Genomic DNA, 12,938 nt, shown 5'->3' with positions numbered 1-12,938 from the left:
CGGGCCGGAGCTCGGCGATGGACGAACTGCGGGTGCTGCGGGGGAATCCGGACGACCACGAGCTGGCGGCACTGGTGCACGCCTTGTTCGCGGTCGTCCGGTCACGAGCGGATCGGGTGGAGCGGCGTCGGTCGTGGTGGTCCCTGCCGGGTCCCGTCGAGGCGCGCGTGATGCCTGGCGCGTGGCGCCGGTCCGGGCTGCCTCGCTGATCCGGCGCGGCGCTTCGCGAGGATTTTCCGTTGCCTGACAACACATGCCAAAGCGGGCCGTCGCCGGTTCACCGGCGACGGCCCGCTTTCCCGGCTTCACGCCGCGCGGTCCAGGCGTGCCTGTTCCGCTTCCCGCGCCGCCGCGACGGCCGCGGCGTAGTCGGGGTGCTGCTCGATCGCCGGCACGTACTCGGCGTGGACCACCGTTCCGGTCGCGTCCACCACGAACACCGCGCGGGCCAGCAGGCGGAACTCCTTGACGAGCACGCCGTACGCCCGGCCGAACGAGACGTCGCGGTGGTCGGACAGGACGCGGACCCCCGTCACGCCGGCCGCGCCGCACCAGCGGGCCTGCGCGAACGGGAGGTCGACCGAGACCGTCAGCACCGAGGCCTCACCGAGTTCGGTGACGGCTTCGTTGAACCGGCGCGTCTGCAGGTCGCAGACCGGTGTCTCGAGGGAAGGCACCACCGAGATCACCCGCGTCCCGGTCAGGTCCGCGAACCGCACCGGGGACATGTCGCCGGCCAGCACGGTGCAGTCGGGCGCCCGGTCGCCGACGGCGAGCTCCGGGCCGACGAGGGTCACCGGGTGCCCGCGGAAGGTCGTGACCCCGGTACGTTCGGTCGTGGTCATCGCGCCCCCTCAGCCCTTGACCGGGCTGGTCTGCTGCGAGACCAGGCGCCACTCTTCGCCTTCGCGCGAGGTGACCCAGGTGCCGCGGACCGTCTGCTGCGCGGGCAACGCCGTCTCGGTCCCGTGCAGGACACCGCCGTCGGTGACCACGACCGCCACGCCCGGCTCGACGAGCTTGATCTCGATCGGGTCGCTGACCAGCCGCGTGCCGGCCAGCGCGCCGCCGTCGGCGAACGCGCGGGTGAAGAAGGCGCGGATCGACTCGCGCCCGTTGATCTGCTCGTCGTCGACGAGGATGCTGCCGTTCTCGGTGAACACGTCGGCGAACGCGTCGGCGTCGTTGGCGTCCCACGCGGCGCGGGCGCGCAGCGGCGCGGCCAGGGCCGCGCTCTCCTCGCCCTGGGTGAATGCGCCGTAGTACGTCGCCCACTGCTTGGCCCCCGCGACGAGGGACGATGCCTTTTCGGACATCCGGCTCTCCTTGGCTGGCTTTTTCGGGCTGGTTCCGGGTGCCGGTACGGCGGCCCGCTGTCCGTGCCAGGATTCCGCGTTCGGGCGGTTCCCGGCGTCTTCTCGAATGCGCCGGGAAAGAACGCCACCGGCGCATTCGAGAAGACGTCCGGGGGCGGTCGGCACTGCGACTCTTTTCAGGTATGCGCTGATTGTGTTCCCAATTCGTGGTCGGCCGACCGAGTGAAGGAGTTGCCCCGTGACCGCACCCACTTCCGCCGAGGAGAAGGCCAGGCTGGACGCCTACTACGGACCGTTCACCTCGGACAAGGAAAAAGAGGCCCTCACCGTGCCTCTCCGGCTGGTTGCCGCCTGGTCGAAGAACGACGGCTACGGCGTCGCCAAGTGCTTCACCGAGGACGGGATCCTGATCCTGCCCGGCGACGTGCTGAAGAAGGGCCGTGACGAGATCGGCTCGTTCATGACCGCTGCCTACGCCGGGCCGTTCAAGGGCACCGGGGTCACCGGCCGCCCGGTGGACGTCCGGTTCGTCTCGGACACCGTTGCCCTGCTGCGCACGCACGGCGGCATCCTCGCGCCGGGCGAGACCGAGATCGAGGACGAGCTCGCCGTCCGCTCGACCTGGGTCGTCGTCAAGCGAGACAACGAGTGGCAGCTGGCCGTCTACCAGAACAGCCCCCGCGGCACCGGAGCCACGCTGCGGTGGTGACAGGACAGGAGAGCATCGTGCCGACCAATTCGTGGGGCGAAGCCTCGGCGATCCTCGCGGCGCACGGCGTCGAAGAGGACACCTCGTTCTACCGCGACTTCACCGGGGCGGACGAAAAGGCCGTCCTGGCGGTGCCCCAACGCATCCAGGATGCTTGGGCGCGCAACGACGCCGACGTCTTCGCGGCGATCTTCACCGAGGACGGCAGCCTGCTGCTGCAGGACAACCAGCTCGTCAGCCGGGAGGAGATCCGCGGCTACATGCGGGCGTCCTTCCACGGTGTGCTGAAGGGCGCGCGCGTGCACGGCTGGCCGCTCGACGTCAAGTTCCTGACCCCGGACATCGCGATCGCGGTCACCGAGGGCGGGATCATCCGGCCGGGCGAGTCGGAGATTGCCCCGGAGAACCAGATCCGGGCGGTGTGGGTGATCGTCCGCACCGAGGACGGCCCGCGCCTGGTCTCGCACCAGAGCAGCCCGGTCAAGGGCTGAGCGCGGTGGAAGAGCCCGTCGGCCGGGTGCCGGCGGGCTCTTCCGCGTCACTCGTCGAGGAACCGCGCCAACCCGGCGTAGCCGATCTCGGCCAGCCGCTCGCCGGAGGTCGTGGCGTACGCCGCGTCCTCCTCGATCCCCAGTCCTTCGACCATCCGGTTCATGAAGTTGAACAGGGCGCAGACGAGCACGGCGTCGTGCAGGGCGTGCTCGTCCCAGCCCGCCGCGAAGACGGCTTCGGCGTCGGCCGCGGTCATCCGGGCCGGCGTGCGGGTCAGCTTGCCGACGTAGGCCAGCACGGGCTTCAGCTTCTCGGACACCGGCGCGCTGCCGAGGTCGGCGACCGCGGCGGCGAGCACCCCGGCCGGCACGCCGAAGACCTCCGCCGTCACGGTGTGGATGCCGTGGCAGTAGTCGCAGCTGTTCACGCCCGAGACGTAGGCGGCGATCAGCTCGCGTTCGGCCACGGTGAACGGCGATTCGCCACGCAACAGGGTTTCGTGGAGGGCCAGCAGGTGCCGCGCCGGCCCGGGGTGGGCCCGGAACACCTCCAGCAGGGTCGTTTCAGCCGGCAGGGATGCCAGGTACGACATCGAGGGGATCCTCTCGGTCGGTGAACCGGTCGATTTCGTCGCGGCGGATCCAGCACGCGGTCAGGTAGGCCCGCGACGCCGGACCCGCGTCCGGCACGGCCGTGGCGATCCGGGTGGTCGTGTCCCGCCACTCCCGGCGCAACCCGCCGCCCGCCGTCTTGGCGGGCACCGCCTCGACGGACGGCCGCACCCGCCGCCACTCGCGGATCCCCGCGGCCACCAAGCCGGCCTGGTCGGCGGTGAACCCGCCGTGCCGGGCCCGGTCGACGACCTGGGTGACGAGACCGGGGTCGTCGGCGAGCCGGGCGAAGCCGAGGCCCGCGAGCAGCCGGTCCGAGTCCAGGCCGAGCAGGATCACCCCGGCCTCCTCCGCCGCGGGGGCGTTGAGGTCTGGTGGGTCGAACCGGGAGTCAGACACCTGCTTTCACCTCGCTGCGGGGTGGTGCGGCCATGTTCGAGCCGTGGTGGCCGGCTGTGGCTCTGGCTGTGGTGACGCGGTGGGCGTTGAGGTCTGGTGGGTCGAACCGGGAGTCAGACACCTGCTTTCACCTCGCTGCGGGGTGGTGCGGCCATGTTCGAGCCGTGGTGGCCGGCTGTGGCTCTGGCTGTGGTGACGCGGTGGGCGTTGAGGTCTGGTGGGTCGAACCGGGAGTCAGACACCTGCTTTCACCTCGCTGCGGGGTGGTGCGGCCATGTTCGAGCCGTGGTGGCCGGCTGTGGCTCTGGCTGTGGTGACGCGGTGGGCGTTGAGGTCTGGTGGGTCGAACCGGGAGTCAGACACCTGCTTTCACCTCGCTGCGGGGTGGTGCGTCCACGCTCGAACCCTCGCGGCGCAGGCTGCCGGCCACGGCGTGCGCGACCCTGGCCGTGGCGACCCGGTGGCCGTCGATGTTGCGGGCCGCCGGCCCCAGCACCATCCCGGCCGCCGCGCCGACGACGGACACGCGTGGCGCGTGGGTGTAGGCGAGGGTGCGTTCGTCGAGTTCCGGCCAGCCGTCCCGCTCGCCGACCGCCGACGCCGGCAACAGTCCCAGCCCGATCTCCGGCTTCGTGCCCAGTGCCAGCGCGGCGGTGTCCCCGGCGACCCGCCGGCCGCCGGCGAGCCGCAGCTCCACCGTCCCGCCGGGGCCCGCCGCGATCCGTGTGACGTCCTCGCCGCGGTGCACGACCAGCCGGCCGCCGGCCTCGGCTCGCTCCAGCGCCGGGCGGAACTCGAACATGATGGAGGCCCGCCGGTACCGGGCGAAGAGCTCGAGCCGGTCGGCCCAGGGCACGCCGCCGATGCGGGCCCGCCCCTCCGGCCGGAAGAACTTCGCGTTGACGTCGGCGCACTGGTAGTGCTCCCCGGGCGCGCGGATCACCCAGTGCACCTCGCGCCCGGCTTCGAGCGCCCCGGTGACCAGGTGGGCCGCGGTGAGCCCGGCGCCCACCACCACCTGGCGGCGGGCGTCCCGCGCGACGGGCTCGTCCCAGTAGGTCACCCCGGGTGGGGCGGCCCCGCCGTCCCACCACGAGGACGGCGCCAGGACGCGCTCTTCGCCGGGGCACAGCACGACGTGGCGGGCGGTCACCGTGCCGCGGTCGGTGTGCACGACGACCTGGTCGTCGGCCGGCAGCACCTCGCGGACCACGGCCCGGCAGATCCGCTCCGCGACGCCGTGCGTGGTGACGAGGTGCTCGCAGTAGGCCTCGAACACGTCGACCGGCACCACCGAGCGGTGGCCGGCTTGCGCCATGCGCACTTCACGGCGTTCGGTCGGCGTGAGCCGCCCCCAGTGCAGCCGGGCGAAATCGAGCAGCTCGCAGTCGCGGAAGCCTTCCACCCCAGGGTGGTGCTCGTACGGCGAGCGCAGCACGTGCTGGCCGAGCAGGTCGGTCCGGGCGAAGAACCGTCCGCACGCCCGGCCGCCGCGGTCCAGGAGCACGACATCGCGCACCCCGTGGTGCCACAGCGCCGAAGCGACCGCGAGACCGGCCGGGCCGGCGCCCACGACGACGACGTCGGCGTGCGACGGCGGGTCGTCTCGCGGGGGGAGGGGGGCGAGTGGCGGCCGCGGCCAGTCGCGGCCGCGGGGCGAGTCGAGCAGGTGGGGTTCGGGGACGAACGAGGCACCGGTGGTGAGCCGCGGGGCGCCGGCCGGCGCGCGGGTCATCCGATCACGGTGACCGGGACGACCAGTTCCACCATCGGCCGCCGCGCCATCCCGTTCGTCACCAGCTCCTCGAGCGTCTGCTCGGACTTCTCCAGGCTGTCGGTGGCGATCGGGCTGTACCGCGAGTAGGAATAAGCGGGCCTCCGGCCGGCGGTCTCGATCTCGTAGACCTTGAGAACCGCTTCACCAGGCCGCACTTCGCCGCCGTAGAACGTCAGACGGCGCTGGTCGGGTGTCATGAAGGACTTCGAGAACTGCCGCGACATCACGAGCGTTTCGGGGTCGTCGACGAAAGTGGACTCGCCGTCCATGACGACCTGCATCGCGACCCACGTCTGCTCGGTGAGGTTCGTTTCGGACTTGATCACCTGCCAGCGCCCGGGTTCCGGCAGGTTCACCGTGACCGAGACGTCGTGGTCGGTCGTGTCGATCGCGCCGGAAATCATCAGCACGCGCCGCCGGAGATCGGCGACTCCCGCCATCTGGATGTCCTTTGCGCGTACGCGGCCGGAGACATCGAGCCCGGCAAAATCCGGTGAAGACATTGTACGTGACCTCCTTGATTCCCGCGGAACCCCCATTGCCACCCAACACGGCCGAGGATTCCACGGCGGCTACGGCATCGCAAGATGACGAACACACGATCACAGCGGGTGTTCTGCCTCGTGCGGGCGAGCCGGGCCACGACGGCTACGCCGTTCGGCGCAACGGATCACGGGCGAACGGGTCAAGGATCTTCGATGTCGGCGTCGATCCCGGTCGGCCACCCCGAAGCGTCCGGAAGCGTTGTCTCGTCGAGCACGCCGATCTGGCGGATTTCGAACGACTCGCCGCGGTGAATGCAAACCTTCACCATCAGGTCCGCTTTCACCAGAATGGCGAAATTGTGGAGCTCATCGGGATCGCCGAACACGTCGTAAATGAGGAACGCCGAGCCGTCGCCGATGGCGAACAACGCTTCGTAGACGATGTTACGTTCGGCCTGGCTCGCCGTGGCCGACCATTCTTCGAGCACCTCGAGTCCCGCGGTGAGCTGGAGGCGCATAGCCATCCGCTGGCCTCCCAACGAGCGCACGCCGTGGCGGGGGGAGCGGGCTCGGGCGTGCGCGCGGCGGCCCGCCGGAGGACGGCCGGAAGCCCTGGGGCCCCGGAGCGATATGTCTTCAAGTCTGGGGGCGGGCGGCACCCGCGGGCATCTTCGATCTTGCCCACTTCGCGGCCTGGCGGCGGCCGGCGCCGGACGTGCTGGTGCGGACGAGTTCTCCCGCGGCGCCGGTGTTCGGGTGGCTGCGGCCGGGTGCGAGGGCCGGGCGGGCAGTGCGCTGCGGTGGGTTGGGTGTGGTGCCGCTGCTTCGCTATGCCGGTGTTCGGGTGGCGGCGGCCGGGTGCGAGGGGCCGGGCGGGCAGTGCGCCGCGCTGGGTTGGGTGTGGTGCCGCTGCTTCGCTATGCCGGTGTTCGGGTGGCTGCGGCCGGGTGCGAGGGCCGGGCGGGCAGTGCGCCGCGCTGGGTTGGGCGTGGTGCCGCTGCTTCGCTATGCCGGTGTTCGGGTGGCTGCGGCCGGGTGCGAGGGCCGGGCGGGCAGTGCGCCGCGCTGGGTTGGGCGTCGTGCCGCTGCTTCGCTATGCCGGTGTTCGGGTGGCTGCGGCCGGGTGCGAGGGCCGGGCGGGCAGTGCGCCGCGCTGGGTTGGGCGTCGTGCCGCAGCTTCGCTATGCCGGTGTTCGGGTGGCTGCGGCCGGGTGCGAGGGCCGGGCGGGCAGTGCGCCGCGCTGGGTTGGGCGTCGTGCCGCAGCTTCGCCCTGCCGGTGTTCGGGTGGCTGCGGCCGGGTGCGCAGTGCGCTGCGGCTCCACCCCCACCGCGTCGCACATCGGCCTGAAACCTCGAAAGCGTGCGCTCAAAGCAGGCCCTCGAGCTGCGCGGCGACGTCGGCCGCGCTGGGCTGGGCGGCGATCTCCGCCGCGAGCTGGCCCGCGGCGCTCCGGTGCTCGGCCGACCGCAGAATCGCGCGGCACGCGCGATAAACCGCCTCGGTGGTGGCTTCCGCGGGCAACAACATGATGCCGGCGCCGCCCTTGGCCACCGCTTCGGCGTTGTCGTACTGGTCGTCGAACTGCGGGATCATCACCTGCGGGCACGCGGCGGCGAGCGCGGTCAGCGCGGTGCCCTGGCCGGCGTGGTTGATCGTCGCCGCGCAGGTGGGCAGCACCTCGGCCAGCGGCAGGCGGCCCGCGTGCCGCACGTGGCCGGGCAACGCCGGCCACGTCGCGGCCACCCGGTCGTCGATCGCCACCACGAGCTCGAGCTCCAGCGAACCGAGCCGCCGCAGCAGCGAGACCACGAACCCGCCGATGTCCCGCGAGCCGAGGTGGGGAAGCAGCGTGCCGAACGTCAGGCACACCCGGGGCGGGTGCCGGGGATCGGTCAGCCAGCGGGGCACGGACGCGTCGCCGTTGTAGGCCACGTGCCGGATGCTCTGGTGGCCGCCGGCGTAGTCGGCACGCAAGCTGGGCGGCCAAGGGTTGAGCAACAGGTCGGCCGCGCCGACCGGGTCACCGCCCCCTTCGGCCTCCCAGGCGGCCCGGTACTCCGGCAGTTCCGGGGTGCCCCAGTGCAGTTCGACGCGAGGCAGCCCGTGCTCGGCGGCGACCAGCGGGCCGGCCCGTTCGGCACGCTCGCTGACCACCAGATCGGGCCGCCAGTTCCGGACGAGCTCGGCCGCGCCGGAAAGACTGCGGCGCGCGATCTTCGCGAAGGCACGGCCGTGCGCGAACCGCTGTTCCCCGGCGGGGACCCGATCCGCCGCGGCGACGTCCTCGACCCCGCCGGAGCTGCTCCACGAACAGACCGGCAGGCCGGCCCGCAGCACCGTGGCCCGGAAATCCTCCGTCGTGGCAACGAGAACCTCGTGCCCGCGCGCCCGGCAGGCCCACGCCAGCGGCACGAGGGGGAAGAGGTGGCCCGGCAAACCCACTGTGGTGAACAGAATGCGCACGGCCACTCCCGGCTCGCAGGGTTGGTATCGGCAAACGGTAGCGCCGATCTGGGGTCCGCTTTCTTTCGAACTGCGAGGAGCCGGGAAACCGGCTTCACGCCGCCAGAATCCGCGCGTCCTCGCAGAACTCGTCGTAGTCCCGGCAGTAGTCGGCCTCGTCGTACTCCTGGGACGCCAGCACGAGGCCCACCGAGCCGGGCGCGAAGCCGGTCATCTCACACCACACCATGGGACCCACGTAGAGACCGAGGCTCGGGTTGTCCAGGACGAAGCTCGCCCGCCGGAAGCCGTCGTACGCGACGACCTCGAAACCGCCGTGCACCGCGATGATCAGCTGGCGCTCCCGCCGATGGCCGTGGGCGCCGCGCTCGGCCCCGTCCGGGATGTCGTGGATGTAGAACGCCCGCCGCACCTCGAAGCCGACGTCCCGGCCCGGTTGGACGACGGTGAGCCTGCCGCGGTCGTCGGCGTGCTCGCTGAGGTCGACGAGCCGGCAGGGATCGATCCTGCCGACCACCGGCTGTGCACTGCGGAATCGCGTCTCCGGTTCCATGAGTCACCTTCCCGTTCCCCTTGGCTGATTTCCTCAGGCGGCTTTCCGGTGGCGCGCGGCCAGGCCGACGGCCAGCGCCGCGCGGTCCACTTTGCCGTTCGCGTTGAGCGGCACCTGGTCGAAGGCCGTCGCCCCACGCGGCACCATGTAGCCGGGCAGCTTCGCCCGCAGGCCGGCGAGCAGGACCTCGGCGTCCTCGGCGACGCCGGTGTAGGCGGCCTCGAGGTCGAACTCGCCGTCCGGACCGGCCACGGCGACGACGAACGCGTCGCGCACGCCCGGCTGCGCCCGCAGCGCCGCCTCGATCTCGCCGAGTTCCACCCGGTAGCCGCGGACCTTGACCTGGTGGTCGAGCCGGCCACAGTGGACGATCCGGCCATCCTCGACGAGCACCCGGTCCCCGGTGCGGTACCAGTGCTGTTCGGTCAGCGGCGCCGAGCCGTCGTACACGCCGGCGCGTTCGCCGTCGAGCGTGACGAACCGGCCGGCGTTGTCGGCGGGGTCCAGGTAACCCGGGAACCGCTGCGGCCCGCGCACGCACAGTTCGCCGTCCGTGGCGCGCGTCCCGTTTTCGGCCAGGACCACGGTCTCCAGCGCCGGGTACGCCGTCCCGATGGGGACGGTGCCGTTGGCGGGGCGCGGCCAGCGCTCGACCTGGTCCGGCAGGCGGTACCCGGTGCAGGTGATCGTCACCTCGGTCGGACCGTAGCTGTTCTCCAGCGCGCTGTTCGGCGCCGCGGCCCGCCACGCTTCCGCCTGGTCCAGCGTCAGGGCTTCCCCGCAGAACACGCTCCACCGCAGGCTCGGCATGCTGCCGGGAGCGAGGCCACGCAGCCGCAGCGCGAACGAAACCACCGACGGCACCGAGCACCAGTGCGTCAAGCGCGCCCGGTTCACGAACCGGACCGGCGTGAGGACGTCGTTGCCGCTGGGCACCACCAGCGTCGCGCCCGAGCCCCACGCGAGGAACATGTCGCGCACGGACGGGTCGAAGGTGAGGTCGAAGACCTGCGACAGCCGCGCGCCGGGCCCCAGGTCGTACGCGGGAATCACGTGGTCGAGGTACGCGGAGACGTTGCGGTGCCGGATGGGCACGCCCTTCGGCGCCCCGGTGGAGCCGGAGGTGAAGAGGATGTAGGCGAGATCGTCCGGACCGGCCGCCGAGCGGGGCAGGGCGGGAGCCGGGCCCGCACGCAACGCGGCCAGCCCGGGATCGGCCCGCACGACGGGGGCGGGCAGCTCGTCCTGCCCCGGCGCGTCCTGCTGCGCCAGCACCAGGTCGAGGCCGGCCGCCCGGGTGATCGCGGCGTTGCGGGCCGCGGGGAACGCCGGGTTCAACGGGACGACGGTGGCGCCGATCCGCTGGGCCGCCAGGTATCCCGCGTACGCCAGCGGGCAGCGTGCGGCGAGCAGACCGATCCTCGACGGCACGCCGCCGTGTTCGGTCAGCAGCACCCCGGCAAGGCCCCGGACCAGTGCGTCGAGTTCGGTGTAGGTGAACTGCTCGCCCGCCACTTCCAGGGCGGTCCGGTCACCGAACTCCGCCGCCGTGACGGTGAACCAGTCGTCGAGAGTACGGACGTCGTGCACGGGATCCTCCTCGGCTGTAACGTCATCCGCCGGTTTCGGCCAGCAGCGTGTCCGCGGAATCCGCGACCGCGGACAACACCACTTCGGTGACGCCGCCGCCGATCCCGAAGACCGCGGCCTGGGCGCGAAGCCACTGCGCGCCCCCGGCCGCGAACCCGTCGGCGCCCTGCAACCGGGCGCACTCCGCCAGCACTCGTTCGGCGGTCATGCCGGCGCCGGCCTTCAGCAGCGCGGCGGCCGCGGTGTCGTGGCGGCCGGCCACGCGGTCGCCGAGCTCCCGGCACAGCGCGTCCAGCTGCCGGACCGCCACCACGCATTCGGCGAACCGCTGCCGCACGCTCTCGTGCCGCCAAAGCGGCTCGTCGGACCGCGTGGGGTCCTCGAGCTTCGTCTTCGTGGCCACCAGGGCGCGCCGGCACAACGCGACCGCCCACAAGGCGCCGGCGAGCCGTTCCACCGCGATCTGGCGGGCGAAGCCGGCCAGCCCCCGGCCCGGCCTGCCGACCAGGTGCTCGCGAGGCAGCCGCACATCTTCGAAGGTCAGCCGGCCGACGCCGGCGCCCTCGAACAGTTCGGTGTCCGCCGGGCTCGCCGTCACCCCCGCTGCCGAGGCCGGCACCAGCACCCACGTGAAGCTGGTGAAGTGCCGTCCCGGGCGGTGGCGGGCCAGCACCAGGAGCTGATCGGCCTGGGTGGCATTGGTGATCCAGCGCTTGCCGCCGCGCAGCACCAGCTCGTCCTCGCCGATGACGACCTCGGTGCCGAGCGCGGTCAGGTCGGACCCGGCGGTGGTGTCCGTGGCGGCCAACGCGGTCACCGAGGTCCCGGCGAGCGCGTCCGCCAGCGCCACCTCGGCCGGGCCGGAGCCGGTGGCGAGCAGTGGCACGGCGGTGGCCAGCTGGACGCACAGCGACAGGGTGGCGCCCACGTCCGCCTGAGCGTCCACTTCGGACAGCAGCCGGCCGAGGCCGGCGGGATCCACGCCGAGGGCGGGATCGCCGCCCCGGTACGCCGAGCGCAGCGCGCCCGCCGCGCCCAGCGCGGCCCAGATCTCCCGCCCGCCGCCGGTCAGCGCGACATCCTGGACCTCGACCGCTTGCTCAGGCAAGACGCACCTCCGGGTCGAGCAGGGCCAGCCGGCCGTCCGCGAGCCGCAGCCGGTCGTTGCTGTAGTTCAGTGCCGCGGACCGCAGATCGCGCAGGGACCGCTCCAGGCCGGTGGGGGAGTCCTTCAGGTAGCCGTGCTGCAGGCCGACCGCGTCGATCAGGTCGTCCACCGCGGCGTGGCACTGCTCGGCGGCGGTGATCTTCACCGTGTTCAGCAGGAGCTGGAAGCGCGGCCGCGAAAGGTCGTCCGCCGCCGCCACCTGGTGCGCGGTCTGCCGCAACAGGGCGTGCACGACGTCCACCCGCTGCCGGGCCGAACCGAGCCGGCTGAGCAGCAGCTCGGAGTCGAGGTTGAACCGACGGCGGTTTTCCTTGGCGCGCAGCAGGGTCACCACCGCCGACAGCGCGCCGCAGGCGGTGCCGAGCCAGCTCGCCGACCAGCCGAGGTGGGCCAGCGGCCCGAAGACCTCGGCCGCGATCCGGTCGAACCCGCCGTGCTCGCCGACGACCTGGTGCCCGGGCAGCCGGCCGCGCAGCCGCAGCGGCGCGCTGTGGCTGGCGCGCATCCCCATCGGCTGCCAGTCGCCCGTCGCGGTCAGCTCGAGCTGGTCCCGGTGCGCGTACACCAGCGAGACCTGGTTGGGTGACGTGGCGGCGGGACTGCGCATGGTGACGAGGAAGCCGTCCGCGTGCGTCCCGCCGGTCACGATCGGCGCGAACCGGTCGACGACCAGGTCGCTGTCGGAGACTTCGAGCTCGGCCCGGGCGGTCCGCAGGTGGCCACCCTTCCCGGCCTCGGTGGTCACCGAAGCCAGGTACACCCGGCCCGCCGCGATCCCGGGCAGCAGCTCCTCGCGCAGCCGGGGGCCGGCGTGTCCCACCACCGCGGCGGCCTGCTGGCAGTGCATCGCGAAGATCATCGCCACGGACATGTCGGCGCGCCCGAGCCGGATGGCGACGTCCAGCAGATCGGTGACGCCGCCACCGAGGCCGCCGTACGCGCCGGGGACCAGCAGCCCCAGCAGCCCGGTCGCGCGCATCTCGGCCAGCGCCTCGACCGGGAACGTCGCGTCCCGGTCGTGGCGTGCGGCGTGCTCGGCGGCCACGGCGGCCACCCGCCCGGCGAGGGCGTCGGTGTCCGCCGACGGCGGCTCGGCCAGGGCCATCGCCGGGTTCTTCATGCCGCTCGCTCGTCGGGCTTGCCCAGCGCGGCCGCCACCGCTTTCCACAGGCTGCCGGCGGTCGCGAAGGTGGCGTCGGTGAGGTCCTCGTCGGGCAGTGCGACGTCGAAGACGTCCTCGATGGCGAACAGGAGCTCGATGGACTGCATGGAGTCCAGCCCGAGCTCCCGCAGGTTCGACTCGGGGGTGATCTCCCGCCCGTCCAGGAACCTCAGGAAGCGGGCGAGCAGCTCGGTGAATCGCGGGTCCATGG

The 12,938-nt window shown here is 72.6% G+C and carries 16 protein-coding genes; 3 read left to right on the top strand and 13 right to left on the bottom strand.

The window, feature by feature from the left end; translation table 11 throughout:
- The first annotated feature begins 17 nt into the window (after positions 1-17).
- Positions 18-209, top strand: a complete 192-nt coding sequence (locus M8542_RS11910) for an acyl-CoA carboxylase subunit epsilon (RefSeq protein ID WP_257920136.1) — start codon at positions 18-20, stop codon at positions 207-209.
- Positions 210-305: 96 nt separating this feature from the next.
- On the opposite strand, the gene tpx is transcribed toward M8542_RS11910, so the two are convergent.
- Positions 306-845: a thiol peroxidase gene (gene tpx / locus M8542_RS11905; protein ID WP_257920135.1), complete on the bottom strand. Its 540-nt coding sequence runs from the start codon at positions 843-845 to the stop codon at positions 306-308.
- A gap of 9 nt (positions 846-854) precedes the next feature.
- Positions 855-1,316 carry an SgcJ/EcaC family oxidoreductase gene (locus M8542_RS11900; protein ID WP_257920134.1) on the bottom strand — a complete coding sequence of 154 codons (462 nt, stop codon included), beginning with the start codon at positions 1,314-1,316 and terminating at the stop codon, positions 855-857.
- A 238-nt stretch (positions 1,317-1,554) separates the two neighbouring features.
- Between M8542_RS11900 and M8542_RS11895 the strand changes: the two genes are divergently transcribed.
- Positions 1,555-2,025 (top strand): SgcJ/EcaC family oxidoreductase, encoded by a 471-nt coding sequence (locus M8542_RS11895; protein WP_257920133.1) that lies wholly within the window; start codon positions 1,555-1,557, stop codon positions 2,023-2,025.
- Positions 2,022-2,516, top strand: a complete 495-nt coding sequence (locus M8542_RS11890; protein WP_257920132.1) for an SgcJ/EcaC family oxidoreductase — start codon at positions 2,022-2,024, stop codon at positions 2,514-2,516. Before M8542_RS11895 ends, M8542_RS11890 begins: the two co-directional genes overlap by 4 nt.
- A gap of 47 nt (positions 2,517-2,563) precedes the next feature.
- Here M8542_RS11890 and M8542_RS11885 read toward each other — a convergent pair whose 3' ends face one another.
- The 11 genes from M8542_RS11885 to M8542_RS11835 form a co-directional block, all read right to left on the bottom strand.
- Positions 2,564-3,109, bottom strand: a complete 546-nt coding sequence (locus M8542_RS11885; protein WP_257920131.1) for a carboxymuconolactone decarboxylase family protein — start codon at positions 3,107-3,109, stop codon at positions 2,564-2,566.
- Entirely contained in the window at positions 3,081-3,527 is a 447-nt protein-coding gene (locus tag M8542_RS11880; RefSeq protein ID WP_257920130.1) for a DUF6187 family protein, read from the bottom strand. Before M8542_RS11880 ends, M8542_RS11885 begins: the two co-directional genes overlap by 29 nt.
- Before the next feature lie 355 nt (positions 3,528-3,882).
- On the bottom strand, positions 3,883-5,262 hold the full coding sequence (locus M8542_RS11875; RefSeq protein WP_257920129.1) for an FAD-dependent oxidoreductase: 1,380 nt from the start codon (positions 5,260-5,262) through the stop codon (positions 3,883-3,885).
- Complete coding sequence (locus tag M8542_RS11870; protein WP_257920128.1) at positions 5,259-5,744, bottom strand: DUF6423 family protein; 486 nt, start codon at positions 5,742-5,744, stop codon at positions 5,259-5,261. The genes M8542_RS11875 and M8542_RS11870 overlap by 4 nt, the downstream gene beginning before the upstream one ends.
- A 245-nt stretch (positions 5,745-5,989) precedes the next feature.
- Positions 5,990-6,313 carry a DUF6235 family protein gene (locus tag M8542_RS11865; protein ID WP_257920127.1) on the bottom strand — a complete coding sequence of 108 codons (324 nt, stop codon included), beginning with the start codon at positions 6,311-6,313 and terminating at the stop codon, positions 5,990-5,992.
- A gap of 843 nt (positions 6,314-7,156) precedes the next feature.
- Positions 7,157-8,254 (bottom strand): nucleotide disphospho-sugar-binding domain-containing protein, encoded by a 1,098-nt coding sequence (locus M8542_RS11860; protein WP_257920126.1) that lies wholly within the window; start codon positions 8,252-8,254, stop codon positions 7,157-7,159.
- Positions 8,255-8,348: 94 nt separating this feature from the next.
- Positions 8,349-8,807 carry a sugar 3,4-ketoisomerase gene (locus M8542_RS11855; protein WP_257920125.1) on the bottom strand — a complete coding sequence of 153 codons (459 nt, stop codon included), beginning with the start codon at positions 8,805-8,807 and terminating at the stop codon, positions 8,349-8,351.
- A gap of 33 nt (positions 8,808-8,840) precedes the next feature.
- The gene (locus tag M8542_RS11850; RefSeq protein ID WP_257920124.1) at positions 8,841-10,397 is read right to left on the bottom strand and encodes an amino acid adenylation domain-containing protein; all 1,557 of its coding nucleotides are present in this window, start codon (positions 10,395-10,397) and stop codon (positions 8,841-8,843) included.
- 22 nt (positions 10,398-10,419) lie between these two features.
- Positions 10,420-11,505: an acyl-CoA dehydrogenase family protein gene (locus tag M8542_RS11845; protein WP_257920123.1), complete on the bottom strand. Its 1,086-nt coding sequence runs from the start codon at positions 11,503-11,505 to the stop codon at positions 10,420-10,422.
- Positions 11,498-12,685, bottom strand: coding sequence for an acyl-CoA dehydrogenase family protein (locus tag M8542_RS11840; RefSeq protein WP_257920122.1), 1,188 nt, complete (start codon positions 12,683-12,685; stop codon positions 11,498-11,500). Before M8542_RS11840 ends, M8542_RS11845 begins: the two co-directional genes overlap by 8 nt.
- Positions 12,682-12,936, bottom strand: coding sequence for a phosphopantetheine-binding protein (locus tag M8542_RS11835; protein ID WP_257920121.1), 255 nt, complete (start codon positions 12,934-12,936; stop codon positions 12,682-12,684). The genes M8542_RS11840 and M8542_RS11835 overlap by 4 nt, the downstream gene beginning before the upstream one ends.
- Positions 12,937-12,938 lie beyond the last annotated feature (2 nt).

The sequence above is a fragment of the Amycolatopsis iheyensis genome (assembly GCF_024703995.1).
In the GTDB taxonomy this organism is placed as follows: Bacteria; Actinomycetota; Actinomycetes; order Mycobacteriales; family Pseudonocardiaceae; genus Amycolatopsis; species Amycolatopsis iheyensis.
The sequence above is the reverse complement of the archived record's forward strand: the minus strand, read 5'-3'. Positions and strand labels throughout refer to the sequence as shown.

Excerpts from the sequence above, each read along its gene's own strand:
- M8542_RS11900 (WP_257920134.1), bottom strand. The coding sequence starts at position 1,316 with ATGTCCGAAAAGGCATCGTCCCTCGTCGCGGGGGCCAAGCAGTGGGCG.
- M8542_RS11840 (WP_257920122.1), bottom strand. The coding sequence starts at position 12,685 with ATGAAGAACCCGGCGATGGCCCTGGCCGAGCCGCCGTCGGCGGACACC.
- M8542_RS11870 (WP_257920128.1), bottom strand. The coding sequence starts at position 5,744 with ATGGCGGGAGTCGCCGATCTCCGGCGGCGCGTGCTGATGATTTCCGGC.
- M8542_RS11835 (WP_257920121.1), bottom strand. The coding sequence starts at position 12,936 with ATGGACCCGCGATTCACCGAGCTGCTCGCCCGCTTCCTGAGGTTCCTG.
- M8542_RS11855 (WP_257920125.1), bottom strand. The coding sequence starts at position 8,807 with ATGGAACCGGAGACGCGATTCCGCAGTGCACAGCCGGTGGTCGGCAGG.
- M8542_RS11865 (WP_257920127.1), bottom strand. The coding sequence starts at position 6,313 with ATGGCTATGCGCCTCCAGCTCACCGCGGGACTCGAGGTGCTCGAAGAA.
- M8542_RS11910 (WP_257920136.1), top strand. The coding sequence starts at position 18 with ATGGACGAACTGCGGGTGCTGCGGGGGAATCCGGACGACCACGAGCTG.
- M8542_RS11885 (WP_257920131.1), bottom strand. The coding sequence starts at position 3,109 with ATGTCGTACCTGGCATCCCTGCCGGCTGAAACGACCCTGCTGGAGGTG.
- tpx (WP_257920135.1), bottom strand. The coding sequence starts at position 845 with ATGACCACGACCGAACGTACCGGGGTCACGACCTTCCGCGGGCACCCG.
- M8542_RS11875 (WP_257920129.1), bottom strand. The coding sequence starts at position 5,262 with ATGACCCGCGCGCCGGCCGGCGCCCCGCGGCTCACCACCGGTGCCTCG.